Source organism: Paludibaculum fermentans, from assembly GCF_051172195.1.
Classification (GTDB): Bacteria; Acidobacteriota; Terriglobia; order Bryobacterales; family Bryobacteraceae; genus Paludibaculum; species Paludibaculum fermentans_A.
Map to the genome: position 1 here is coordinate 3446714 of NZ_JBPJAQ010000001.1, position 25024 is coordinate 3471737.

Sequence of the window (25024 nt, forward strand, 5' to 3'; positions counted from 1 at the left end):
ATGGCTCGTACACGAAGCGTCAGTGCGCATCGAAAGGTCCTGGATGCAGCGCTGGCACTTTTTGCCGAGCGGGGCATCGACGGCACCAGCATGGACTCGGTAGCTGAGCAGTCGGGTGTCAGCAAGGCGACAATCTACAAGCACTGGGCTGATAAGGATGCGCTGATCCTCGAAGTGATGGCCGACATCAACGGCCTGAACGCGCGGCCCTCCTTCGATACAGGCAATACCCGGGCGGATGTGCGCGCGGTGCTGGCCTACCGGAACCCGGAAGGGGCCGAGGTGCACCAGAAGTTCATGCCGCACTGCATCGCTTACTCGGCGCGGAATCCGGAGTTCGGGCTGGCGTGGCGGCACATGGTGATGGAGCCGCCGCGCCGCGAATTGAGGCACCTGCTGCGGCTGGGGATTGAGCGGGGCGAACTGGAGCAGGATCTCGATGTCGAGGGCTCGCTGGCGTTGCTGCTGGGCCCGGTGCTGTATTGGTACATCTTCTTCAAGGGCACAAAGGAGAAGCCGACGGTGGTGGCGGAGCGGGTGGTGGATGCGTTCTGGCGGGCTTACGGTGTGAAGGCGGCGGGCGCTCGCGGCAAGGTAAAGCGCGCCAAGTCCTGAGGCCGGCGGCGTGGGTACGCAGGCCGATTGAGAAAATCTCATGAGCTGGTGATCCGGATCGCATTGTGTCTGCGCGTCTCTTCAGTGAGGAAACATGAAACTCACTGTTCTCGCTCTCGGAGCACTACTCACGGTGGCCGCCCACGGCGCCACTCTCTACGACACACTGGGTCCGGCCAACAGCTATCAGCTTTCCGGATCCACGATTGGCGGAGTCTATGACCAGGTGGTCGCGGACCTCTTCGAGCCCACCGTGGACGGGAAGATCAGCCAGATCACCCTGGCCATGGGCCATACCTCGGGGCAGAATCTCTATCGGCTGGACATCGTCGCCAACAATGGCGAGGAGGGCCCGACGGGTGCGAATCTCTTCACGCTCGATTTCAGCCTGACCGGATACCTTACGACACTGAACCTCTCGAACGGCCCCTCACTGCAGGCTGGTGGTCTCTATTGGATGGTGATCAGCGGCGCGGGTGAAGGCACGCAGGGCGCCTGGTGGGGCAACAGCGGCGGGTTCCGCGGCACCACCGGTTGGCACAACACGCAGCCCGGTTTCTCGGCGAACGCGGTGAACTGGCATCTGAATGGCGACAGCTATCTGAACGCGTTCCGGGTGAGCTCGGGGACGACGCCGCAAGATCCACTGGCCACGCCGGAGCCGTCCACTGCGCTGCTGGCTGGCCCCGCGCTGTTGCTGCTGGGCTGGCTGCGGCGGCGGAGGTCATAACGGACCTGGCGCCCTATCGACGAGCGCGCCCTCCACGTTGAGATGGCCGCCGTGGATTCCGGCGTCAGGGGCCTAGTCGGTGCTGCCCGCGACGCGCAAGGCGTCCTCAATTTCGTACACGCGGTCTTCCAGATCGCGGGTTGGTTTGCCGGCCGCCTGGGCCGTGTCGAGCTTCTTCTGAGCCGCCGCCAGCCGTTTCTGAAGTCCCTGCAGCTTCGGATCCGGTTTGGCCGGCGGCTGTTCTTTTTTAGGAGGCGCCGCAGCTGGGGCTGGTGTGGTTGCTGGAGCCTGTTTGCCGGGAGCCGCCTTTTTCGACTTGCCTGCTTTGTAGCGGAACGATGTCACAGCCGGCGGGGGCTTCAGGCCAGGTCCGAAATCGGCGCGATACTCCTCGGAAAGCTTCACGGCCTCCTGTAGCAGTTCGCGGAAGCGGGCCTCCATGGCAAGTTTGGCCTTGGCGCGCAGATCGCCTCCCTTTTGTTTCCACTGCTGATACTCGGCAATGACGTCGCTCATGATTTCCATCCTACCCTGTTTCTTCGCCCCTGCGCAGATGCATCGTACACTGGCGGGACTCCTTCAGGTTACGCCGTGCAGAGGGTGCTGATGTGAGCGGTGGGGGACCCCCAGGAACTGCTGTGATAGAGTGTTGCGCAACGGCGGTCAGCCGCGTCCGTGCTGAGGTCGCGAATGGGATCCCTCACAGGGGCTGGGCGCGCAGTTCATCACAGACTTTGTCACCGAAAGGACTTCCCAGGCCCATGGCGCAAGTAGGAATGGCGATTGCCGCATTGGCAGGCCTCAGTTTCGTCTGTAGCGCGGCTGTCACCGTAGAGAAGCAGAACTATCAGGGGTGGCGCAACAGCTACCGCATCAGCAACGGCGAGGTGGAACTGGTGGTGACCGGTGACGTCGGGCCTCGTGTGATTCGCTTTGGATTCGTGGGCGGGCAGAACCTGTTCAAGGAATACAAAGAGCAACTGGGCAAGAGCGGGGAGGCGCAGTTTCAGGCGCGGGGCGGCCACCGGCTATGGAAGGCTCCGGAGGATCCCGTGGCGACCTGGGCTCCGGACAACGTACCAGTGGATGTTCGGCAGACCGCAAACGGGGTGATCGCGCGTGAGCCGAAAGAGCCGCTAACAGGGCTCCAGAAAGAGATTGAGATCCGGCTGGCGGCCAGCGGCAGCGGCGTCACAGTAATCCACCGGCTCACGAATGGTTCGCTGTTCCCGCTGGAGTTCTCAGCCTGGGCGCTGACACAAATGGCCCAGGGTGGTACGGCTGTCACCGGGTTTCCGCCCCGTGGAAAGCATCCGGTGAATCTGGAAGCCACGAATCCGCTGGTCATGTGGGCGTACACGGATCTGGCGGACAAGCGCTGGACGTTCACGAAGAAGTATCTGATGCTGCGCCAGGACCCGGCCAATGCGGAACCGCAGAAGCTGGGGACGTTCAATGCGGATACGTGGGCCGTATATGTGCTGAACGGAGAGGCGTTCGTCAAACGGGTGAAGGCTGATCCGACTAAGACCTATCCAGACTTCGGCTGTTCGTTCGAGACGTTCACGAACGATGAGTTTCTGGAAGTGGAGACGGTGGGTCCGCTGACCAAATTACAGCCAGGGCAGACGGTGGAGCACGTGGAGAGCTGGAGTCTGCACAAGAATGTGCGTCTGAATGCGAAGACGGATGCTGCGTTGGACCAGGTGATTCTTCCGTTGGTCCGGATGACGAACGGAGCCCGTTAGCGGAGAGCGAGGATTCATGAGTCGAAAGCAGAGTGACGGTGGTCCCGGTCGAAGAGGCTTTCTGAGGACGGTGGCTCTGGGCGCTGCGGCGGTGCCGGCCTTGGAGCAGACGGCGGCTGGGCAGGCTGCTGCTGGCGTGCAGCCGGCTGCTTCCGCGGGGTTGGGGACTGCGTCCAGCGCTTTCGAGTACCCACGCTCTTTCCGCGGCCGGCAACTAGCGACCATCGCTTTTCCGCTGGGCGGTGTAGGCGCGGGGAGTGTGAGCCTGGGCGGGCGTGGACAACTGCGGGATTGGGAGATTTTCAATCGTCCGGAGAAGGGACGATTGCTGAACTACACGTTCCCGAGCATCTGGGCGCAGACTGGCACGGGCAAGCCGGTGGCTCGAGTACTGGAAGCGCGGCTGCTCTCGCCCTATCAGGTGGGCCGGGGTTTGGATCCGGCCCAGGTATCGGGGTTGACTCGGCTGGAGGACGCGAAGTTCACGGGCGAGTTCCCCATGGCGGGGATTGAATTCCGAGACCGGACGCTGCCGGTAAAAGTGAAGCTGGAGGCCTTCACGCCCTTCATCCCCTTGGAGCCCGACGATTCCGGGCTGCCGGTGGCCGTGCTGCGGTACAGGGTGACGAATCCGGGTAAGGTGGCGGCCAAGGTGTCGATCGCCTACTCCATGGATAATCCGGTCGGCTTGAACCCGCGTGCGCGACAGGAGCGTGGACGGGCTCCGGAGCAGGCTCGCACAAATGAATTCCGGACGGGCGAGGGGCTGCACGGCCTGATGATGACCGATGCCAAGGCCGAAGCCGGCGCTCCGATGACTGGTTCCGTTGCGCTCTGCATCCTGAACGCGGGCGATGGAAAGGTGACGCATCTACGCGGCTGGCAGAAAGCGAAGTGGTGGGCCAGCCCGCTGCTCTTCTGGGATGACTTCTCGGACGATGGGCAGCTGGGGCCTGAGCCGGAGTCACGGAATACGGTGGGGTCACTCTGCCTGCAGAGGACCATCGCTCCAGGTGCCGAGGCTAATTTCACGTTCCTGCTGGCCTGGCATTTTCCCAACCGGACGCCCGCTTGGTGCGGCTGGGTGGCGCCACAGGGCGACGAGAATGTTGTGATCGGCAACTACTACGCACAGCGTTTCGCGGATGCCTGGAAGGTGGCCGAGTACACGGCATCGCACCTGCCGCCCTTGGAGAAACGGACCCGTGCGTTCACGGCTGCCATCCGCGCATCGACGCTGCCCGCCGCTGTGAAGGACGCTGCGACTGCCAACCTCTCCACCCTGGTGACGAATACCTGTTTCCGAACGGCTGATGGCAAGTTCCGCGGCTTCGAGGGGATCGACGATGAGCGCGGCTGCTGCTTCGGCAACTGCACGCATGTATGGAACTATGAGGTGGCGACGCAGCATCTGTTCCCGTCGCTGGCGCGTTCGATGCGAGAGTCAGCCTTTGAACTCGGCGCGGCGATGCAAGGTGTGATCCCCATCCGTCTGATGATTCCGGAGAAGAAGCAGACTTCCGGGACGACCGCGGCCGATGGCACGATGGGGCAGATCATCAAGGCCTATCTGGACTACCGGCTTTCCGGCGACGAGGCCTGGCTGAGGAGTATGTGGCCGAAGATCAAACAGGCCATGGAATTCGCGTGGGTCGAAGGCGGCTGGGATGGCGATCGCGATGGTGTGGCCGAAGGTGTCCAGCACAACACTTACGACGTCGAGTTCTATGGGCCGAATCCGATGTGCGGCGTCTACTATCTGGGCGGACTGAGGGCCTGCGAAGAGATGGGCCGTGCCACGGGCGACACCGAGTTCGTCCGGCGGTGCGCGGGCCTGTTCCAAGCCGGCAGCCGCTGGATCGACGCGAACCTGTTCAATGGCCAACACTACATCCAGAAGATCCAAGGGATGCCGGTGGCGAAGATCGCGCAGCCGCTACGCTCCACCGGGGGAGCTGAGGATCCGGAGCATCCGGATTTCCAATTGGGCGAGGGCTGCCTGACCGACCAATTGATCGGGCAGTATCTGGCAGATCTGGCCGGACTGGGGCCGTTGCTTGACCCCGCGCACATCCGCAAGACCCTGGAGAGCATCTACCGCTACAACCATCGCTCCACCCTCACCAATCACGATTCGGTGGAGCGGATCTACGCCTTGAACGACGAGGCGGCGGTACTGATCTGTGATTATGCGGCGGGCAAGCGGCCGCGCATCCCATTTCCTTATGCCTCGGAGGCATGGACGGGCATCGAGTACCTGTTCGGGACTCAGCTCATCGCCGCTGGAATGGTCAGTGAGGGTACGCAGTGTTTCGAGGACGTACGCCGGCGATACGACGGAGAGAAGCGCAATCCCTGGGACGAGATCGAGTGCGGCCACCACTATGCGCGCGCGATGTCGGCGTGGTCCGGCGTGCTGGCTCTGACAGGCTTCCAGTATCACGGCGGCGCCGGCAGCCTCGCCGTCATGCCGAGAATCCGGCCCGAGAACTTCACGTCGTTCTGGTCGACCGGCGGCGGCTGGGGCATGTTTGCCCACTCGATGAAGGGCGGGCGTACTCAGCTCTCAGTCTCGGTCACGGAAGGCAAGCTGTCGTGCCGGACGGTTGAGGTGTCCGGCGACGTTCCGTCCGGCGGAACCTCGGCAGCCAGCATCGGCCACCGCAAGCTGGTCCACGAGGTGAAGCGGGAAGGGAAGCGGGTTCGTTTCGTATTTGCTGAACCGCTGGAGATCGCGAGTGGGGAAACGTTGACGCTCTCGGTCTAGGCTCCGGTGCCCACGGAGGCGGAGGATCATTCAACCGGTCCGCCGCCTCCGACTTTGTTACGACCCTCGTCAGCGCGCGGCGATTGCCTCAATCTGACGCAAGTGATTGATGTCGTGCCCCGCCATCGTTTCCACCAAAACCCCAAAGGACATGGTGCCCCGCTCAGGGTGTGTGAGGAGTTTCGAGAAATCCGCGGGCGGGATGGAATGGATGAAGGCTATGTTCCATTGCCTCACCGTACTGAAAGTCGTGAGTGCGGCTTCCGTGGAATAGGGGGCATAAGAGAACGCCCACCGGTCCTGGTCGAACGGCTGGATGATGTGATGTTCGTCGGAGATGGATTGCCGCAAACGAAAAGCGAAAACGATTTCGGTGTCCGCAAGATGACAGAGGATCTCCCGAGCGTTCCATTTGCCCTCGGACGGCGGAACATTGGCACGCTCGGGTCCCAGACTAGTGAACAACTCCTGTAGCCGCGCAGGCGTCCCGGCAATGATTTGCTGGGGATCGCCCCCGCCTGTGAAGGAAGCATAGGGGTTCATAGGGGTCGAATGTAGCACACACCCGGCGGTGGTGCTCGACCGCTTGAATCTTTTCTTGATATCAAGCATCTCTATGTCAAGAGAACAAGATGCAGAACGGCAATCCAACTGATCACAAGGCTCTGGCGGTTCATCTTTGGCTGGTCCTCTCGCGGGCGGCACATGTGATTGAGATGCACGCGGTAAGAAGCATCGAATCGATGGGCATCGGCAAGAGCGACTTCGCGGTGCTTGAGGCGCTGCTGCATAAGGGATCGCTGCCGGTGAACCAACTGGGCCGAAAGGTATTGCTGACCAGCGGCTCGATCACCACGGCGGTGGATCGTCTGGAAGAGCGCGGCCTGGTCCAGCGGTGCAACGATGCGAAAGACCGCCGGGCCCGTATCGTCTCACTGACCCAGGCTGGCTCGGAGTTGGCGGAGAAGCTCTTCGCCGCCCACTCGGAAGACATGGAATGCGCGGCCGCGGTGATTTCGGAAGAAGAGCAGGTGACCCTGATCCATCTGCTGCGCAAGCTGGGCCTGGGGGCCGGGGCGTTGCTGCGCCCGCCTTCTTAGAGAACGGTGGGCTGCGCATCCCCAATGAGCAACAGAGTGGCAAAAGAAATGAGGATGAATATGAGCGAATTCAAAAAACTGACTGGTGTCCACGGCTCCGGTTCCACGCACTGGGTGGGCGATGGTTTCCCGGTACGCAACCTGTTTCCTTCGAACGGCCTGAACGGCGAGGTGAGTCCGTTCCTGATGCTGGACTACGCCGGCCCGCGCATGTTTGAACCGGCGGCCCGGCCGCGGGGCGTGGGCGAGCATCCGCACCGCGGGTTTGAGACGGTGACGATTGCGTACCAGGGTTCAGTGGCGCATCGTGATTCCGCCGGCAACTCCGGTGTGATTGGACCGGGCGACGTCCAGTGGATGACCGCTGCTTCGGGTGTGGTCCACGAAGAGATGCACGAGGCGGAGTTTACGAAGAAGGGCGGCATCTTTGAGATGGTGCAGCTTTGGGTGAACCTGCCGGCCAAGGAAAAGATGTCGAAGCCGCGCTACCAGGGCATCGAGAGCGCGCAGATTCCGGTGGTCGATCTCGGCGAAGGCGCCACGGCCCGCATCATCGCCGGTTCCTGGGCGGATGCGCAGGGCGCCGCTCGGACCGTCACTCCGGTGGAGTTGTTCGACCTGCGGATGAAGGCGGGCGCCAAGGTCGAGATCCCGGTGCCTGAGGGCCACAATGCGGCGGTCGTGCTGTTGCGCGGCGGCGTGACCTTGAACGGAGAGAAGACCGTCAAGGGTGAGGCGCAGATCGCGACCTTCACCACACATGGCGGACTGATTGCAGTGGAGGCCCTGGAAGACACGACCCTGTTGATTCTGGGCGGCGAGCCCATCAACGAGCCCGTGGCCAGCTACGGCCCGTTCGTCATGAACACCCGCGAGCAGATCATGCAGGCGATTGAAGACTTCAACGCCGGCAGGATGGGGCGGCTGAGCTAAGCGGATCGCGAAAATGGCCCGGCGTGACTGCCGGGCCTATTTACTGCCCTTTGCGCAGCGACTCGACTTCGATGCCCGCCTGCGCGCATTTCTTGTAGAGATGACTGCGTTCCAGGCCCAGCGCCCGAGCCGTCTCCGTCATGTTGTACTGCTGGCGTTTCAGCTCCTGGAGGATGGTCTCTTTCTCGAAGGCGTCCATCCGGGCGGCCAGCGTCCCGGTCGCCGCGCCAGCTTCCCTCGAATGCGGCAGGCAGAGGCGCACGGCCTCCTCATCCACGTCGCCTTCGGCCAGCAGCAGCGCCCGTTCTACTGCATTGCGCAGCTCGCGGACATTGCCCGGCCAGGAATATCCTTCCAGCGCCTGCAGCGCTCCGCTGGTGAAGCCCCGCACGCGCCATCCGTTTTGCTGGCTGATCTGCGCCGCCAGATGCTCCACCAGTACCGGAATGTCGCCCTTGCGGTCACGCAGCGGCGGCAGTTGGACCGGGATGACGTAGACGCGGTGGAAGAGATCCTGGCGGAAGCTGCCCGCGCGCACTTGCTCCTCGAGGTTGCGATGCGTGGCGACGACCACCCGGACGTCTACGCGCACCGTGCTGCTGGAGCCGATGCGCTCGATCTCTCCCTCCTCCAGCACCCTGAGGAACTTGGCCTGCATCACGGCCGGCATGTCGCCGATCTCGTCGAGAAACAAGGTGCCGCCATGAGCCTGTTCGAATTTGCCCAACTGGCGGGAGGTGGCTCCGGTGAACGATCCCTTCTCGTGGCCGAACAGCTCCGACTCGATCAGCTCCTGCGGGACGGCTGCACAGTTCAGCGTGATGAAAGGGCCGCCCCGGCGGTGGCTCTTCTCGTGGACAGCCCGGGCGATGAGCTCCTTTCCCGTGCCGGTCTCGCCGAGAATGCAGACGCGCGACTCGCCGCTGGCGACACGTTCCACCTGGGTCATCACCCGGCGCATGGCGTCGCTCTTCCAGACGATCTCGTGACGGCCCACACGCTGCCGCAATTCGCGGTTCTCGGCTTCGAGGCGGGTCAGCTTGAGAGCGTTGTCGAGCGCCAGCAGCAGCCGGTCGGTGGAGAGCGGTTTCTCCAGAAAGTCGAGTGCGCCCAACTTCGTGGCGCGCACGGCCATGTCGACGGTAGCCTGGCCCGAGACCATGATCACCGGCGTGGAAATGCCCAGCCCCCGAATCTCTTCCAGCAGGGCGATGCCGTCCTTATCCGGCATGACCACATCCGAGAGGATGAGGTCGAAGACCTGCGTGCGGACACATTCCAATGCGCGCTGGGCACTGTCGGCGAGAGTCGTCTGGTGGCCGGCCAGGCGGAAGGCGAGAGAGAGCGATGCCAGGGTATTGGCTTCGTCGTCGACAATCAGCAGGTGGCTCACTCGATCCTCCCAGTGGGCAGCGTGATCAGGAAACGCGCGCCTTTGCCCGGCTCGCTGGTCACGCTGATCTTACCCTGGTGGTCGCTGACGACGCTCTGGACGATGGCCAGCCCCAGGCCGGTGCCGTGGCGTTTCGTTGTGTAGTAGGGCGTGAACAGCCGCTCGCACTCTTCCTGCGTCAAACCCTGGCCACTATCGGAAACTTCCAGGGAGACACTGCCGCCGGCTTGCGCGGTGAGGATGCGGAGTGTGCCGCCGGCCGGCATGGCATCCATGGCATTCAGCACCAGATTCTTCAGCGCACGGCCCATCTGCTCCTGGTCGAGCTGGACGGGCAGCGGCTCGACGGAGAGCTGCAGGGCGAGTTCGATGGGTGCCGTTGTCCGCGCGGCAAACTGGGCTTCGAACAGACGCACGACGCCCCGCACCACCTCATTCAACTCGGCTGGCCCTTTGGTGGGCTGCGGCATCTTGGCGAAGTCGCTGAAGCGGTCGACGATGCCGCGCAAATTGCCGAGCTCGGCGAGCAGGGTAGAGGTACACTGCTCGAACACCTCCTCAAATTGCTGCGGATGGTGGGCACGCGCCTTGCGCAGATTCTCCACCGTAATCTGCAGTGGAAATAGAGGATTCTTCAATTCATGCGCGAGCCGCCGGGCCAACTCGCGCCAAGCAGCGACACGTTCTGCCTGGATGGCGCGGGCTCGCTGTTCCGAGAGCTGCACGGTCATCGCGTTGAACGATTCGGCCAGATCGCCGATCTCGTCTCCGGGCGAGATGGTCACCTGCGCATTCAGATCCCCGCCGGCCACGGCCTTGGCGCCGGCAGCCAGCAGTTTGACGGGCCGCGTCACGCGTTCCGTGGTCCACAATCCGGTGAGCAACCCCAGCAGGATGCCCGATGCGCCCACCAGCAGGCCGGTCCACAGGATCGAGCGCTGCAGCCGGATCTGCTCTCTCAGTGATGTCCCGATGAAAAGGACGCCCACCACTTTGCCGCCGCTGAGGAACGGCATGGCCTGCAGCGCTTCGGCGCTCTCATTGGATGCGTCCCACTGTATGGTGGCGTTGGCGGGCTTGCCGGTGCGCTCCACTTCGCCGGCCAGCGAGGCAAGCCGCATTCCTTGAGCCAGGGGGCCATTCGCGTCGAACACCTCCTGGTCGGACAGCCACAGCATGGCGCGGGTGCCGGGGCTGGCGCCGATCGAGGCTAAGAACGATGGATTCAGCCGCTCGGCGCCGAGTACAAGGATCTTCTTTTCGCCCGCGTTCACCGTCCGGACCGCGGCCAGCGCGGCGGCGCTGCCTTCCTGTGTCGGGACTCGAGTCAAGAACGGATCCGGCGAGGTTCGGCCGTTCTCGGCGCCAGCCCAATCATTCTTATAGCCGAACCGGGCGGGCCAATGAGCGGAGGAAAGGATGGAGAGGTCGGGCTGGACCAGATCAAGGAAGTCGAGGCTTTGCGTCTCGGCCAGCGTGCGCGCGTCGTTGAGCAGCAGCGACAGGTCGGGGGCGGCCCGGTTTGCCTCAATCGCGACACGGATCGCTGTTTCTGAGGCAGCCGCCTTCTGGACCCGCGCCGCCACCTCCTGGCCACGCATCGAGAGATCTTTCTGGAACTGGCGCAGCGCGGTCTGTCGCCGGTCCAGGTCCATCCGCTCAAACGTAAGGCGCGTCCAAAGCGAAATGGCTCCTGTAGCGAGAGCCACACTGCCCGTGACGGTGAGCGAGGTGATAAGCAGAAGTTTCGTGCGGAATGTCATGGACGCGCCTCAGGCAGCCACACGTCGGCTAGGGTCCAGCGTACGGCCGGGTTCCACTGCCGAACACGCGGATTCACCAGATAGGAGGCCGGCAGGTGGACGATGGGGATCACCCGGAACCCCTCCAGCAGCGCCTGCTCCCGCTCCCATCCGCTAGCGGCCCGCTGGACAGGCGGTAGCGCCAGGGCGAACTGGTCGAGCGTCCATTCGAGATCGGGTTGGGTGGCGCGCAGCCGGATCAGCCGCAGTCCGGGGCTGCCGGTCGTGGTCCGCAGCGTCAGGCCCGCTTCGGCCGCATTTAAGGCGATCCGTTCCGCCACGCTTTGCAGGACGGGATCCTGCCGGTCGTACGAGAACGAGAGCGGTGCGGATCCGGCGGCCAATTGCCTGGCTTTGATGAGATCCCGGTCTGTCGGGAAGACGAAGGCATAGCCACTAAGCCACTGCGGCGCCAGGGCTCCGCTGGTCTCACCCCACTTTTGGAGCAGCACACTTTGGATGGCGCTGCGGTCCAGGGACAATGCGACAGCTTCCCTCTGAGCGGGGGTGGCGGCGTTGTCGAAGACGATCGCGAGCGTCTCCAGCAGCGGCGATTGCAGCACGATGCTCCCCCGCTGCCGGGCGCGCCTCACCTCGGTGATGAGGATCTCCGCGATATCCGCGCGTCCCATCTCGAAGTCCAGTGCCTGCTCGCGCAGTGGGCGGCCCATGCGGATTTCAATGGAGTCCAGGAACGGCCGTCCGCCCCAATAGTTTTCATTCGCGGCCAGGACGATACTCGTGTTGGGTTCGAACTGCGCCAGCCTGAACGGGCCCGTGCCGACCAGCGCGCCGTCCGATCCGCGGATCACCAGCGCATTCCTGGGCCGGGCGAGATCCCGCAAAATCTGCTCGATGGGCCGGTCGTCCGCAATGCTGATGACTCCTCCGGGCGGCGCCCACGGTACTCCATTGTGAAACTGCACCTTCGAGCGTGCCGAGAAGACCCACTTCCTGCGCGCGGTGTCGTGGATCCAAGCAGTGGCGAGCAAGGGCTGGGGCTCGCCGCGATCGTCCAGCCGGACGAGCGTCTCGTACACCTGTCCGATCAATTGTTCCTTGGCGGCAGCCTCCGCCGGCTCGATGGCAATGTCGGTGGGGTCGAGATTGCGCACTACCGCGCGGATCTCGATTCTCAACGTCCCGCCGTAGTGCGGTCGCTGCCCTGCAGCCAGCAGGTTAGCGGCTGCAATCCAGAGTAAGGCTATACGCTGCATATCTTCCTGAATTGGCCATGCGGCAAACCACGAGAGCGCCGCCCGGAGAGGGCCAGATCGCGGTCACCAAACCTGGCAATTCCGAGGGCTCCGAGGTCTCCACTGCCCGGCCATCCGCGATGCGGTAGGCGGTGACGACATCGAGTCCAGCTCTTGTGCTGGCTTTGGCCGCCAGCACCTGCCCGCCGCAGGCTGGTGCAAAGTCGCTGTTCCAATCGTCGATTGCGGCCAGCGGGCGCTGATCCTGGTTGTACAAATGAGTCCGGCCGTCGAGGCCCGAGAGCAGGTGTAAGGGCCTGGCGGGTGTGCCCAGCCGGGCATAGGAGTAGAAGGCCGGCCAACCCTCGGTTTCCAGGCTGTTGCGCGCCGGGGTGAAGTGAGCCGCGGTGGGACCCGCTTCGAACCCGGCCACCTGGTTGTCGCAGTTCAAATCGAGCGCCGGTTGCCAGGGGCCGCGGCAACTCAGGCCCGGGGCCAGCACGCGAAGGTTCTCCGCTTCGAGCAGCAACCGGCCGCGCGGATCGCGCACCGCCGGCATTTCCAGTTCGCGTGTGGAACTGGGTTCCCAGATGCCGGACCGGCGTGTGTATACTGTCACCTTTTCCGGATCGAGCACGACCAGGCGGTCCTGCGCCAGCAATGCGTCAAGAATGGGGCGTTCCTGCTCCCACAACAAGCGCCGTTCCAAAGTGGGCAGATTCGATGTGACCAACGCTGGTGGCCGGTAGGGCGCCATCTCCACTTCGCGTTCACTGTCGCGCCGGATTTCCACAATCAACAGGAATTCCCTTGGGCTTTCTGAGAGTGTCAGCCGCACTTCCGCCACCGGAGCCTGGCGCGGGGTCCGACGCCGCAAGGCGCGGTCGATCGCCCGCTGCGCCACGGCGAGGTCTGCATTGCTCAGGCTGGAGAGGTTCCGGCCGGTCAGGTGCACCGCGGTGCCCGCCGGGATGCGGGCTGCCACCCTGCGGCCCAATGCCTGCGCGGTCTCATCCAGCGTCTGCGCAAACACGATTTGCGAGACGAAAAACAGCACCGCAATGACTTTTTGGATCAACGCCCGGATCATAGCAGAATGCACACGGGGACGGGCCATTTCCTGCCCGCCCCCATAGCGCTCCTCATTGCGCGGAATGCCCGGTCATGGCGCTGCGCAGTACATCGGTGGCGAAGAAGTTCTTCACATCAGCGGGAATCATCATGATCTGCACCTTGTCGGAAAGGCGTTCGGCGATGATCTTCTGAATCAGCATGGGATTCTCCTTCAGTACCACCGCTTCCAACCGCATTTTCTCCGAATTGGCCGAGGCGACGCGCCGAATTCTCACCTCTTCGGCTTCCGCCAGTAGCTTTTGGCGTTCCGACTCTGCCCGGCTGTCCAACAGTTTGGCTTGCGCCTGCCCTTCGGCCTCCTTGATGGCGATGTCGCGCTGGCTGGAGGCTTCCATCTGGGCGACCTTTACCTCTTTCTCCTTGGCCTGCAACTCCACGGTGAGGCGTTCGTTCTCCTGCTCCTTCAGAAGCATGGCTTCCAGGCCGCGAGCGTATTCGGCGGGCAGTTGCACATCGCGCAGGATCACCTCCTTCACCACGATGCCATCCGCTGAAAGGCGCTTGGCGATGCGCCCGGCCGCGATCTGCCGGATCTCGTCGCGTTTGCCCGCGAAGAGGTCGCGGATAGGGTAGTTGGTGGTGAGTTCGCGGAACGCGCTGGTAACGACCGGCGCGACCACGTCTTCGTCCACCAATTCTGGTAGCGAGGTATGGATTTTGTAGAGTTGGTTTGGGTCCAGGCGGTAGCGCACCGTGACGGCCAGGCTCACGTTCAATCCCTCCTTGCTCTGCGAACGCAGTCCTTCCGGCTTCTTCTTCGGATCCTCAGAGGCGGCGGCGGTGAACACGCTCTCGCGAATGTTGTACAGCACAACGCTATCGATCATGGGTGTTACGGCGTGGACGCCGGGATATAGTGTACCGGGCAGGGGCCCGGAGATCTGGCTGACTCGGATCCCGGCGGAGCCGCTGGGGATCACGAGGATACTCAGCGCAATCAACACCGGCGGGACGGCCAGGATAGCCAGGCGCAGGCCGAGCCGCCACCGGATAGGGCGAACGGGTTCCGGTGCCCCCGCCGTTTCGACATCACCCTCCGCGGGTTCCACGCGGCGGACTTTCAGCAGCAGGTAAAGGTCATGGACGAGGATGATCGCCGCCGCCAGCAGCAACGATGCTCCGGTCGCCATCAAGAGGTACTTGAGCAACAACATTGAGGTGGTCTCCTTTGGGTTGGAACAATTCGGAAGTCTCGACGGACAGCTCGACCGTGGCGCCGACGTGCACGAGCTCGAACAGCTCTTCCACGTCCTCGTTGCGCATGCGGATGCAGCCTTTGGAAGCAGCCTTGCCGATGGAGTCGGGCCGGTTGGTGCCGTGGATGCCGTACCCCTTGACGCTCAGGCCCATCCAGCGCGTGCCCACTGGATTGGTCTTACCGGGTCCTACAACCTTCGTCGGGCCGTACCAGGTGGGATTCGGAATGCGATTGACGATCTCAAACGTGCCGGTGGGGCTGGGTGTCGTGGTTTTGCCAACCGCGACATCATAGATCTTCACCACCACGCCGTCTTCCACCAGCGCCAGCTTGCGGTCCGGGATACTGACCACAATCCGCTGAGCCGTGTTCGCATTCTCGGCGGCGCGCGACTGCGCCGCTGCCAGCATCACCACCGCCAACAGGCGGCTGAACTGTCCGTGTCCGTATTCCTTGTGTTCCATGCACACATGGAATGCAGGCCGGAGGCCAAACGTTATGTTATTGAAAATAAATAACTTGTATGTTTATTGGCGCGTGTCCGCTCAGACACGCCGTGTCTGCACAGACACGCGCCCACTCAGGCTGCCGGGCGCCAGAACGGTTCGCCGGCTGAGATCCATTCCACGGGTACTTCGGCAATAAATGTCTTCAGCCAATCCGCGCAGAGCCGCATGCCGGGCTCCTCTGAGACCTCATGCCCCAGGAAGATGACGCCTTTGCGGATGCCCGCCGTGATGACATCGCGGGCGTACGCTCCACCTTCCCATTCGGTTGATTCGCCGCCGACGAAGACCTCGGATTCCGGGTTCATCTTCACGGCGAACATCGGATTGCTGGCGCCCGGGTAGAGCACGACCCGGCTCACCCGCGTCTTGGGATCACCGACCACTCGCATCGTCCGCGACTTCATGCTCTTCTGCATCTGCTGCGCCAGTTGGCCCAATGGCAGTTCGGGCAGTACGCACAGGCGTGGGTCTTTTTCTGAAAGGTACTTCGTCCAGCCCAGATCCTGGATCAGGCCAGTGGTGACGGGGTCCGGTTTGCGCATGTGCCAGTGGTCGTGGAAACGCCAGACCACCAATCGGTTCTTCTCGATGAACTCGCGCTTGTGCTGGTACACCGGGTCTTCGGTCAACTGCGTCACGACGTCTGTATGCGAATAGAACGTCGGTTCATGCGTGATGATCAGGTTCTTTCCCGCGGCTGCGGCGCGCTGCAGCACCTCAAGGGTCGTCATGAAGGTGGTGGCAATGCCCTTCACCACGGTCTCTGGATTGCCGGCTTTGAATGTATCTATGGTTGCCGAACGCCAGGGGACTCCCACGTTCTTCTGGATGCGCTCCACCACCTGTTGCGCGGTCAATCCGGCGGGCTGTGCGGTTGCGGTGGCTGCCGCGAACAAGCCGAACTCCCGGCGGCTGAGGCGATCGTGAGACATGGAGTGCTCCTTTTCCAAATAGGCCTGGGCTGTCTGAATTATAGAAGAGCCATGCCCGGTCCTGAACCGCATTGGGGATAAGATGTCTGCATGCGATTCCAGCCCCGGCTCGCCACTACCCTTGCCGTCTTCGCCTGGTTCACGACTCAAGCAGGCGCGCAGACCCCTCCGCCGACGGCACCGGCGGCTGCCAAGCCACCTTCCGTCGTGGCCGGCTTCCCGGTCAACTACGATGAGGCTCTGGCGGGCGGTTACACACTGCCCGACGTCCTGAAACTGGTTAACGGCAAGCCGGTGAAGAACGCCAAAGACTGGAACACCAAGCGCCGCCCCGAACTCGTGAAGCTCTATGAGGAGCAACAGTTCGGCAGGATGCCGGGCCGCCCCGCCGCCATGAGCTTCGATGTCTTCGACAAGGGCACTCCGGCCATGGATGGTAAGGCGCTGCGCAAGCAAGTCACGGTCTACTTCTCGGCGGACAGGAACGGTCCCAAAGAAGACATTGTTATCTATGTGCCGGCGAAGGCCACGAAGCCTGTACCGCTTCTGCTGTGCATCAACTTCTCCCCCAACGCGGCTATCTTCGATGATCCTGGCATCAAGCTCGGCGAGATGTGGAATCGCGAGAAGAAGAAGGTGCCGGCGCAGCGCGGGACCGGGCTGGGCCGCATGAAGATCGACGGGCTGTTGGAGAAGGGCATTGGCGTCGCCGGCATCTACTATGGGGATATCGATCCGGACTTCCTGGGCGGCTTGCCTTTCGGAGTTCGCGCACTCTACTTGAAGCCGGGCCAGACGCAGCCGGCCGCCGACGAGTGGGGGACCATCAGCGCCTGGGCTTGGGGGCTGAGCCGGGCCATGGACTACCTGGAGACAGAGACGTCAGTCGATGCCAAACGGGTTGCGCTCTATGGCGTATCGCGCCTCGGCAAAACCGTACTCTGGGCCGGGGTCCACGATACACGCTTCGCACTGGTGGTGGCCAGTTGCTCCGGTGAAGGGGGAGCCGCCTTGAGCCGCCGCAATTTCGGCGAAACCATCGCGCACATGACCGCGGAGTCGCGCTTCGGCTACCAGTTTGCCGCCAACCGGGCCAAGTACGCTGAACATCCTGAGCAATGCCCGGTTGATGCGCACATGCTCGTCGCCTTGATGGCGCCCCGGCCGGTGTTCCTGCAGACCGGCGACACTGACCTGTGGTCCGATCCCACGGGCGAATTCCTCGCCGCCGCCGCAGCTGAGCCCGTCTACAAGCTGCTGGGTAAGCAGGGCCTCGGCACCGATCAGATGCCCAAGGCCGGCGAGCCCATCTTTCACGACATCGGCTATCACATGCATGCCGGCGGTCACGGCACCATCCCCGGCGACTGGGTGCCCATCACCAAATACCTCGAGATGTACCTGCATCCCTAAAAGAAAACGGGCAGCCCTGGCGGCCGCCCGTTGACTCGACTGGACTGGGACTTGCCCCTAGAAGATGAGCTTCAGGGCGAACTGCACATACCGCGGATCGAAGGTGGAACCGGAACGCCCGAAGGACGCGCTGGACAGATCCACCGTCGGAGCCGTGAAGTTCGTCTTGTTGAACAGGTTGTAGAACTCGCCCCGGAACTGCAGCCGAGCGCCTTCGTTGATCATCGGCAGTGCGAAGTTCTTGGCGAGCACCATGTCGGTCTGGTAGAGCGGGAAACCGTAGGCCACGTTGCGGCCCAGGTTGCCGAAGGGCGAAGTGACGGCAGGAATCGCCAGGTTCGCCCGGTTGAAGTAGTTGGTGTAGTCGCTACCTGCGGCCCGCACCCCGGCCGTGCCGTCGATCACGTTGGGTCGCAGCGCCACATTGCCTAAGAAGTCCGGCTGCCCGTCTGAAACGATGCCCGCCGTGTCGGGATAGCGGATGTTCAATGGCTGGCCGCTCTGTAGCGTCACAATCGAAGACACCTGCCATCCGCCAGTGATCGCATCCAGGGCATAGGGCATGCTCTTGCCCCAGCGACGGGCGCGGCCATACGGCACGTCGAACACGAAACTCGTCACCGAGTTGAAGCGCTGGTCGAAGCTCGACGCGCCCTTGTCGTTGGCTACGTTTCGAATGTCCTGCGGATTCGGACTGCCGCCGTTCGTCGACTCCAGCACCTGGCCCACTGTGTCGATCGCCTTCGAGTAGGTGAACGAGCTCAACAGGGTGACCCAGTCGGAGCGGTGCTCGAACTTCACCTGCAGGGAGTGATAGTTCGAGAAGGCCGTGGGCACAACGCCGGTGATGTTGTTGAACCCCTGATAAGGACGGCGTGCCAGCAGGGTGCCGCCCGTGGTCAGGCCAGAGGCAAGCTCCTGCGCGGTGATGGGCCGCGCCTGGTTGAAGTCGCCCAGGACCGGCAGGTGATCGGCGCGATTGCCGACGTAGGCCAGATCCAGCAGTGTGTCCTTGAATAGCGTCCGCTGGATGGTGAAGTGCCAGTTCTGCACGTAACCCCAGGGCGTTTTCGGATCGATGTAGAGAATCACGTTCGACGGCAAGCTCGTCGGGTAGCCCATCTCTCGCGTGCGGAAGCAGCCGCTGTAGTTGTTGTCGCTGCACAGCGTGCCGAGATTCGCGGCGCTGTTCAGGGCAGAGAAGCGGGTGACAAACGGAGCGTTCGTATCCAGGTACTCCGCCGAGGCCATGCGGTTCCAGAAGTTCCAGCCGAAGCCGTAGCCTCCGCGAAACACCGTCTTTGCATTCAACTGGTAGGCCGCGCCCAGGCGCGGAGCGAAGTTGTTGTGCTTCGTCTGCTGCAGGCTGCGGTCGGAATCCGAGGCCACAATCAACTTATTCTGGGCCGGATCGAAGTTGGCGAGCTTGTTGTCGGCATCGTAAACAGGCGTCATCAGCTCGTAGCGCAGGCCCATGTTCAGCGTGAGCTTGCTGTTCACGCGGTAATCGTCCTGCACAAAGAACCAGTTGCCGCGCTGCCGCGACCGGGCCTGCACCTGTGTCGCGAGTTGGTAGGACGAACGCGCGCCAAAGTAGAAATCGGCCAGCGAGTTGATTGTGTTGGCCACACCGGCGTAGGAGCCGAAGTTCTGCCCCGGGATGCGCGAATACAGGCCGCCGAAGCCGTCGATGCCATACAGCGGGTTCGTATCGTCCACCGTGATCGCCAGGTAGAGGCTCTCATACCCGGCCTTCAGATTGTGCCGGTTCAGGATCTTCGATACGTTCAGGCGGCCGTTCACCGTGGTGGGGAACTGCGCCTGCGGATTCGTCGACTGGCGTCCGAATCGAGGGAAACCCGTGATGTCCTGCGGCGTGATGCCGCCCTGGATGCGCGGCCCTTCCGGCAGTCCCGTGATCCCGAACAGCTCCTTCATCGAAGGTCCGCCGATGGCAGCCGGCAGCCGGTCCATGCCCAGCCGCGTCACCGCGAACCGGCCCTCCCAGACTTCGTTCGAGCGCCGCGCCCACGTCACCCCCGCGATGCCCTGCTGGTTGAAGGTGTCCAGATAGCCCAGGTTGTTGCCGCCCGAAAAGCCAGTGATCAGGCCGGGCGCGAAGATGTTCTGCTTGCGGTGTGTGTAGCGGAAGAACGTCGTCAACTGGTCGGTAAACTTGTGGTCAACCTTCACCGCGCCTTTGTCCTCGTCGAGTCGGTTCAGGTCGAAGCCGCCGAAGTTGTTGGTGATGCCGATCGCGCCCGCTCCAGTGCGATTGGGAGCCGGCAGTTCTGCCAGCACCTTGCGTGCGAACTTCGTCATCGGCACCGCCTGTCCAGCCGGGATCACCGTGCCGGCTGCGACACTGCGGCCCTGGTCATCGGTGAACGTGATCGGCACCCGAACGTCAACCGGTAGAATGCCGTTGCGCAGGTCGGCAGTCGGCAAGGAGGTCAACGCGAACGGAGCCAGCCGCCAGCGCGAGCCCTCATAGTCCACGAAGAAGAACGTGCGGTCCTTGACGATCGGACCGCCGAACGTCGCGCCAAACTGATTTCGCTTGTTGAGCGGCTTCTGGTTCAGCACCGGCTTGAAGAAGCCCGTCGCATTCAGTTTTTCGTTCTGCAGGAACTCCCACGCCGAGCCGTGAAACTTGTTGCCGCCCGACTTTGAAGCCACATTCATCACAGCGCCGCCGCTGCGGCCAAACTCGGCGGAATAGGCATTCACCACCATGCGGAACTCAGCCACCGAGTCCGGCGAAGGCTGTGCCGACTGGTTCGAAAAACCCTGATTGGTGGTGCCGTAGAAGTTGTTGTCCACCCCGTCCAGCAGGAAGTTGTTCCAGACACTGCGCAGGCCGTTGACGTTGTAGGACCCTTCCCGCCGGAACGCGATGGAGCCCTGATTGCCCACCTGCGATTGCCTTACGCCGGGCGCCAGCAGCGCCAAGCTGGAATAGGTGCGGCCCTGGAGAGGCAGTTCCACCATCTGCCGCGTGGCGATCACCTGGCCCTTGGACGAATTATCCGTCTCTAGCAATGGTACGGTGGCGTCGACAGTGACCACTTCATTTACCTGGCCGATCTTCAGCGTGAAGTCCACACGTTGCCGCGCATTCACGCTCACGGTGACATTCTCAGCGGAGCCTTTCGCAAAGCCTTTGGCTTCCGCCGTCAGGTGGTAGGTGCCGATGCGGACCGTTGGAAATGCAAACTCCCCTGATTCGCCTGTCGTGGAGGTGATGGCGATGCCGGTATCGTTGTTCCGCAGCGTGACAACAGCGGCCGAAAGCGGCGCGCCCTGCTCATCGCGTACTGCGCCGACGACAGCGGCGGAATCGAATTGCGCCCATACTGCAGGACAGATCAGGAGTGAAAACGCAAGTAGAGTGGATCGAATTGACATGGACCCCAAGTGCTCCCGTTACAAGAATTTCTCCATTACATCTTGCCGTGCAAAGGTTTCAACTCTGAGAATCTATCATGAAGGTTTGACTTCAGAGCCTCAATTAATTCGATTGTTTACGGGGAGTTACGCGATGATTCGCAGTGTGTGGAGCACGCCGGCGCAAGGGGCGCGGATGTAGTGCGCCCATGGCAGGTGGCGCGTCGCCTGGCTGCGGGAGCGCGGCTCTATTTACGGTTGATCCCGAGGAAACGGCCGGTTTCCCGGAACGTCGCGCGCAGGGCGCGTCCCGTTGCCTTGGTGCTCTTTGTTGCCGCATTCCCTGTTTTTACGCCTGCCGTTCCCAGCGCTCCCCATGCTTTATCCGCGCTTTTCATTACGGCCGTGTCTGTACTGCCGCCCGCGGCCGCCAGCGCTCCGCCCGTCTTGCTGCCGCTGGCAACCAGGGCATCCGCTGTCGAATCCCCGGCCAGAAGCACGGCTTGCGGAGTCCGCAACGGAACGTGCAGCGTCATTACGCCCGGATCCTTCCGCTTGCTTAGCGAAACCATCAGCTCTTCAGTAAAGTCGATGCCCAGTTTCTCCAACATGGGCCAGCGGGTCGACCGGATCCACCCAGCTCCATTCAGCAGCGCTGCGGCTTCGCCGATGTTGACGACACGGCTGGCCCGCCAGGACTTGCTGCCCTCGCACACATCGCTTCCGCAGCCCCACGTACAGGCGCCGCGATGGAGGAACGACGCGTGTTTCCCGCGAGACACCCAGACGGTCGCCCCACGGTCCTCTGCCTCCAGGTCCTTTGCCTTCGCCGCGCTGCTGAAGTCGCAGACCGTATCCTCGTGCGCGGCGGCATACCAGAACAGGGCCTTCCACTCCTCACGGGCTGTGGTCGTGGATTGATCCCGCACTAGGACGGACACGTGCTCAGCATCCAGGGCATGCCCGCCCCGGCCGCAGTCCCGCGTCCAGAGGTGGTAGTAATGCAATTCGATCAACCGCCCTGAGACCGTAGGCGATGTACGTGGAAACGACTGCCCGTACAGGGTGCCATTCCGGGCCAGCAATTGCGGCTGCGGCAATCCGGGCCGAAATTCGGCCGGCGACCCGTCACACTCGCCCGCGCTCAGTTGCAGCACCGGCACGAACTGCTCCAGAAGCGCCTGCTCCAGGTCATCGTCCAAACCGTCTCGATCCGCATCCAGGCTGACCGTTGCCCGGGCCTCCTTCGCCGCATTCGCCGGCGTCGAAGCCAACGCGGTGGATACCAACAGGAAAAGAGGCAGTACTGTCCGAAAAGAACCCACCTTCCCAGCCTAGCCCAATGCCAGTAATGGTGTCCGTGCTCCTGCAACCCTGCCCGCTTGCCGCCTTCTCCCACATGCCCTAACATGTGCAAATGCGTCTGGTCGCCACCGCATTTCTGATTTCCACTCCCGTTTTCGGCTGTTGGTGTGAAAATGCCTTCAGCCCTTGCCAGGAAATGCGGAGCGGGAAGACTGTTTTCGTCGCACGGGTAATCGTCGATAGCGGCGAAGGTCACGGATCTGGTCCTGCTCGCGTCGTCATCGAGGAGCCATTGTGGAACGTGCCCCAGGGTATGCGCGAAGTGGATGTTGACACAATGGCCGGAACCAGTTGTTATCGCCGGCTCAAGGCTGGTGAGCGGTATGTGATCTTTGCGGAATCAACTCCTGGGCTGAAGCCCCGCTTCTTCATGTCGTCCTGCTCCAGGACATTCTCCCTCGCGGGCAATGAACACATCCTCGATGCTCTGCGTGTGAAGGCGCAGGGTGGGCCCTCTCGAATTGTCGGCATCGTCACCCGAAGCGGCGTTTCCAACGCCACCCGCCGTCCAATTCCCGGCGTCACGGTCATGGCGCGATCCTCCGGCCAGGCGTTCGAGACCATCACGGACAAGGAAGGCCGCTATGAACTCCGAGCCTTGCCGCCGGGTAGCTATGAGTTCGCGGTGGCGAAGCCTGGATTCCTTCCCGACGATGAGTACAACAATACTCAGCCTGGCTGGCCCGCACGAAGAAAAGAATCAGAGCCATTCGGTGCGTTGCCTGCGCCGGTCAGCGTGCCCCTCGCCGCTGGATCCTGCGAAGTTTGGGATCTGGCCCTTTGGCCGCGCGGTCGCATTTCTGGCAAAGTCTCCTTTCCTGACGGTCGACCGGTCGCAGGTGTCCTTGTCCAGGCTGTTGAGTCCTACAGTCAGGATTGGAAAACATCGAAGCCAATGCGTACCGCCCGCACCGATGCCGCCGGACGCTATTTGATCGAGCCCTTACCGGGCAGCGACTACGTCGTTGCTGTGAATCCAGGCAGCGTTCGTGACCTCGCGCCATCCGCGGCAGTATTCTTCACCAATACGCCGGGTGAGTCCAAGCCTACTGAGGTCCGGGTGAAGGACGACGAGGAGTCCACGGGCGTAAATATTACCCTGCCTCTGGCGCGCCAGTTCGCGCCTGTTCACCGCTGAGGAAAGCCGCGAAAAACTCCGTCTTTCCCTGCTGAGTCCGCGAACTCGAAGAAATCCATGTTGGCGATGGATAGATTGTTCTCAATGGCCTGTATCGAGGACGGGATCGCCCGGAACGAGCGCCCTCTCTGCGTGTTCAGATCAACCACCAGAATTGGGAAATCCGCTTGGCGCAACGTCGTTCCATCCACTACGAACAACACCGAATGGTTGTAGTTCCTGGGTGCCAGCGCCACCAACTGGTCCTTGTTCAGGCCCCGGAACGCGACGTCATCCAGAAAGTCCACATGGGCGTAAAATGCATCGCCAGGCAGCTGTACCGGCGCGCGGATCAGTTCACAGATTCTCTTCCAAGTTGCCTCTTGAGCGAACTCAGTCCGGATCACGAGTGGATTCACGCTGCTGGGCAGAGTCTGGGAAGACAAGGGGTGGGGAGCGTGGCACGCGGTCGCAATCGCGCACATCAAGAGAGTGCCGCAGTAGATCCAGGCGCGCATCGCGTTTTATAACTCTATCCCAGGCTACAACTCGGTTGCGCCGTGGCACACGGCCGCCGGCTCGCGTGCTACTCCTGGTGTGCAATCTGCGGGCAGCCGGAGCAACTGGCCCCGGTTGCCCGCGATAGTCACAGCGCCGCCACCAGTTCGTCGATCTTCTGGTAGCACTCCTGCACGCCCAATTCCATGCCCGACTTCAGGCATAAGTCCCGCTCTTCCTTGCTGTCAAACACCATCTCCATCGAGAGTGTGGTTTGCCCGTCCCGCTCATCAAAGCTAATCGTAACCAGGGCGCCAGGGCCGGGCATCGCCTCAAAGACCTCAGTCCTCTGCAGCCGGCGCGGCGGATCGATCTCTGTGAATACTCCTGAGAATGCGACCTCCATCCCCGTGGGTGTGACAATCACCCAGCGCCAAGCGCCCCCCACCCGCAGGTCGATGTCGCACACCGTCATTGTGGTGGATCGCACGGCGTACCATTTCCGCACATGCTCCGGCTTCGTCCACACATCGAACAGGACTCGTGCCGGAGCCTCGAATACGCGCTGCATCAGGATCGTTCTGTCGTTGGGCAGCGTGAGCGTCCCTTCCCGCTTGATACCGTGCATCACTTGCTTTCCCCCTTCACCGTGATCTCCGCCAGATACTGATCCAGCCGCTCGAACGTCTCCTCCCAGTTGCTGCGGAACCGTTCCGCCCAGATCGCCACATCCTGCAATCGGGCCGCATTCAACCGGCAGGGCCGGCGCTGCGCATCTCGCCGTTGCACCACCAACCCCGCCTTCTGCAGAACTTTCAGGTGCTTTGAAACCCCGGGCAGGCTCATCTTGAGAGGGCCTGCCAGCGTGTTGACGGTCGCCTCGCCCGAAGCGAGCCGCTCCAGAATCGCCCGGCGCGTCGGGTCCGCCAGTGCTGCCAAAGTGGTGCTGAGCGCATCGGCAGTTTGCATTGTATATTTCACCAAGTAGTTAATTAACTAGTTGGAAGATTAGCAGGGCAAACGTATCGAGTCAATGAAAAAGTTCACTCCACTGTGCGGGAGGCACGGTTGCCGTGCAGTGCTGGTTGCGTCAGCGGTTCCCGGTGAACCATGACTGCTCATCCAGCGAATGTGCGATCAGCGTCAGTCGTGCTGGCAACCTGCTCGATGGAGACGGCCAGGCACAG

The 25024-nt window shown here is 62.5% G+C and carries 22 protein-coding genes; 8 read left to right on the forward strand and 14 right to left on the reverse strand.

The annotated features are described in order from the left end of the window. Together ACR9Y2_RS14060 and ACR9Y2_RS14065 are read left to right on the forward strand one after the other, a co-directional pair. The gene (locus tag ACR9Y2_RS14060) at nucleotides 1-615 is read left to right on the forward strand and encodes a TetR/AcrR family transcriptional regulator (protein WP_435041967.1); all 615 of its coding nucleotides are present in this window, start codon (nucleotides 1-3) and stop codon (nucleotides 613-615) included. Between the two features lie 94 nt (nucleotides 616-709). Continuing rightward, nucleotides 710-1345: a hypothetical protein gene (locus ACR9Y2_RS14065; protein WP_435041968.1), complete on the forward strand. Its 636-nt coding sequence runs from the start codon at nucleotides 710-712 to the stop codon at nucleotides 1343-1345. A gap of 72 nt (nucleotides 1346-1417) precedes the next feature. Here the strand turns inward: ACR9Y2_RS14065 and ACR9Y2_RS14070 are convergent, their stop codons facing one another. Beyond that, nucleotides 1418-1861 carry a hypothetical protein gene (locus tag ACR9Y2_RS14070; protein WP_435041969.1) on the reverse strand — a complete coding sequence of 148 codons (444 nt, stop codon included), beginning with the start codon at nucleotides 1859-1861 and terminating at the stop codon, nucleotides 1418-1420. Nucleotides 1862-2106: 245 nt separating this feature from the next. Here ACR9Y2_RS14070 and ACR9Y2_RS14075 point away from each other — a divergent pair, with 245 nt between their 5' ends. Further along, nucleotides 2107-3093 (forward strand): hypothetical protein, encoded by a 987-nt coding sequence (locus tag ACR9Y2_RS14075; protein ID WP_435041971.1) that lies wholly within the window; start codon nucleotides 2107-2109, stop codon nucleotides 3091-3093. A gap of 16 nt (nucleotides 3094-3109) precedes the next feature. Beyond that, nucleotides 3110-5860: a GH116 family glycosyl-hydrolase gene (locus ACR9Y2_RS14080; RefSeq protein WP_435041972.1), complete on the forward strand. Its 2751-nt coding sequence runs from the start codon at nucleotides 3110-3112 to the stop codon at nucleotides 5858-5860. 69 nt (nucleotides 5861-5929) lie between these two features. On the opposite strand, the gene ACR9Y2_RS14085 is transcribed toward ACR9Y2_RS14080, so the two are convergent. Next, nucleotides 5930-6403, reverse strand: coding sequence for a DinB family protein (locus tag ACR9Y2_RS14085; RefSeq protein ID WP_435041973.1), 474 nt, complete (start codon nucleotides 6401-6403; stop codon nucleotides 5930-5932). Nucleotides 6404-6492: 89 nt separating this feature from the next. Between ACR9Y2_RS14085 and ACR9Y2_RS14090 the strand changes: the two genes are divergently transcribed. Beyond that, the gene (locus ACR9Y2_RS14090; RefSeq protein WP_435041975.1) at nucleotides 6493-6960 is read left to right on the forward strand and encodes a MarR family winged helix-turn-helix transcriptional regulator; all 468 of its coding nucleotides are present in this window, start codon (nucleotides 6493-6495) and stop codon (nucleotides 6958-6960) included. 60 nt (nucleotides 6961-7020) lie between these two features. After that, nucleotides 7021-7893, forward strand: coding sequence for a pirin family protein (locus ACR9Y2_RS14095; protein WP_435041977.1), 873 nt, complete (start codon nucleotides 7021-7023; stop codon nucleotides 7891-7893). Between the two features lie 40 nt (nucleotides 7894-7933). Here ACR9Y2_RS14095 and ACR9Y2_RS14100 read toward each other — a convergent pair whose 3' ends face one another. The 7 genes from ACR9Y2_RS14100 to ACR9Y2_RS14130 form a co-directional block, all read right to left on the reverse strand. Then, a complete protein-coding gene (locus ACR9Y2_RS14100; protein ID WP_435041978.1) occupies nucleotides 7934-9286 on the reverse strand; it encodes a sigma-54-dependent transcriptional regulator in 1353 nt (450 codons plus the stop codon). Beyond that, nucleotides 9283-11049, reverse strand: a complete 1767-nt coding sequence (locus tag ACR9Y2_RS14105; protein ID WP_435041979.1) for an ATP-binding protein — start codon at nucleotides 11047-11049, stop codon at nucleotides 9283-9285. Before ACR9Y2_RS14105 ends, ACR9Y2_RS14100 begins: the two co-directional genes overlap by 4 nt. Further along, on the reverse strand, nucleotides 11046-12305 hold the full coding sequence (locus ACR9Y2_RS14110) for an ABC transporter substrate-binding protein (protein WP_435041980.1): 1260 nt from the start codon (nucleotides 12303-12305) through the stop codon (nucleotides 11046-11048). Before ACR9Y2_RS14110 ends, ACR9Y2_RS14105 begins: the two co-directional genes overlap by 4 nt. Next, nucleotides 12268-13362, reverse strand: a complete 1095-nt coding sequence (locus tag ACR9Y2_RS14115; protein WP_435041982.1) for a hypothetical protein — start codon at nucleotides 13360-13362, stop codon at nucleotides 12268-12270. The genes ACR9Y2_RS14110 and ACR9Y2_RS14115 overlap by 38 nt, the downstream gene beginning before the upstream one ends. A 64-nt stretch (nucleotides 13363-13426) precedes the next feature. Then, entirely contained in the window at nucleotides 13427-14572 is a 1146-nt protein-coding gene (locus ACR9Y2_RS14120) for an SPFH domain-containing protein (RefSeq protein ID WP_435041984.1), read from the reverse strand. Beyond that, complete coding sequence (locus tag ACR9Y2_RS14125) at nucleotides 14496-15080, reverse strand: L,D-transpeptidase (RefSeq protein WP_435041985.1); 585 nt, start codon at nucleotides 15078-15080, stop codon at nucleotides 14496-14498. The genes ACR9Y2_RS14120 and ACR9Y2_RS14125 overlap by 77 nt, the downstream gene beginning before the upstream one ends. A 116-nt stretch (nucleotides 15081-15196) precedes the next feature. Further along, nucleotides 15197-16057 (reverse strand): Nif3-like dinuclear metal center hexameric protein, encoded by an 861-nt coding sequence (locus ACR9Y2_RS14130; RefSeq protein ID WP_435041986.1) that lies wholly within the window; start codon nucleotides 16055-16057, stop codon nucleotides 15197-15199. A gap of 90 nt (nucleotides 16058-16147) precedes the next feature. On the opposite strand from ACR9Y2_RS14130, the gene ACR9Y2_RS14135 reads away from it, so the two are divergent. After that, nucleotides 16148-17470: a glucuronyl esterase domain-containing protein gene (locus ACR9Y2_RS14135; protein ID WP_435041987.1), complete on the forward strand. Its 1323-nt coding sequence runs from the start codon at nucleotides 16148-16150 to the stop codon at nucleotides 17468-17470. A 57-nt stretch (nucleotides 17471-17527) separates the two neighbouring features. On the opposite strand, the gene ACR9Y2_RS14140 is transcribed toward ACR9Y2_RS14135, so the two are convergent. Together ACR9Y2_RS14140 and ACR9Y2_RS14145 are read right to left on the reverse strand one after the other, a co-directional pair. Further along, nucleotides 17528-20878 carry a carboxypeptidase regulatory-like domain-containing protein gene (locus ACR9Y2_RS14140; RefSeq protein ID WP_435041988.1) on the reverse strand — a complete coding sequence of 1117 codons (3351 nt, stop codon included), beginning with the start codon at nucleotides 20876-20878 and terminating at the stop codon, nucleotides 17528-17530. Between the two features lie 227 nt (nucleotides 20879-21105). Then, complete coding sequence (locus ACR9Y2_RS14145) at nucleotides 21106-22182, reverse strand: hypothetical protein (protein ID WP_435041989.1); 1077 nt, start codon at nucleotides 22180-22182, stop codon at nucleotides 21106-21108. A 92-nt stretch (nucleotides 22183-22274) separates the two neighbouring features. Here ACR9Y2_RS14145 and ACR9Y2_RS14150 point away from each other — a divergent pair, with 92 nt between their 5' ends. After that, on the forward strand, nucleotides 22275-23360 hold the full coding sequence (locus ACR9Y2_RS14150) for a carboxypeptidase regulatory-like domain-containing protein (protein WP_435041990.1): 1086 nt from the start codon (nucleotides 22275-22277) through the stop codon (nucleotides 23358-23360). Here the strand turns inward: ACR9Y2_RS14150 and ACR9Y2_RS14155 are convergent. The 3 genes from ACR9Y2_RS14155 to ACR9Y2_RS14165 all read right to left on the reverse strand — a co-directional run bounded on the left by ACR9Y2_RS14155 (nucleotide 23351) and on the right by ACR9Y2_RS14165 (nucleotide 24806). Beyond that, nucleotides 23351-23785: a DUF6924 domain-containing protein gene (locus ACR9Y2_RS14155; protein ID WP_435041991.1), complete on the reverse strand. Its 435-nt coding sequence runs from the start codon at nucleotides 23783-23785 to the stop codon at nucleotides 23351-23353. The two genes, ACR9Y2_RS14150 and ACR9Y2_RS14155, sit on opposite strands and share 10 nt — an antisense overlap. Before the next feature lie 200 nt (nucleotides 23786-23985). Further along, the gene (locus ACR9Y2_RS14160; RefSeq protein WP_435041992.1) at nucleotides 23986-24465 is read right to left on the reverse strand and encodes an SRPBCC family protein; all 480 of its coding nucleotides are present in this window, start codon (nucleotides 24463-24465) and stop codon (nucleotides 23986-23988) included. Next, nucleotides 24465-24806: an ArsR/SmtB family transcription factor gene (locus tag ACR9Y2_RS14165; RefSeq protein ID WP_435041993.1), complete on the reverse strand. Its 342-nt coding sequence runs from the start codon at nucleotides 24804-24806 to the stop codon at nucleotides 24465-24467. Before ACR9Y2_RS14165 ends, ACR9Y2_RS14160 begins: the two co-directional genes overlap by 1 nt. Nucleotides 24807-25024 lie beyond the last annotated feature (218 nt).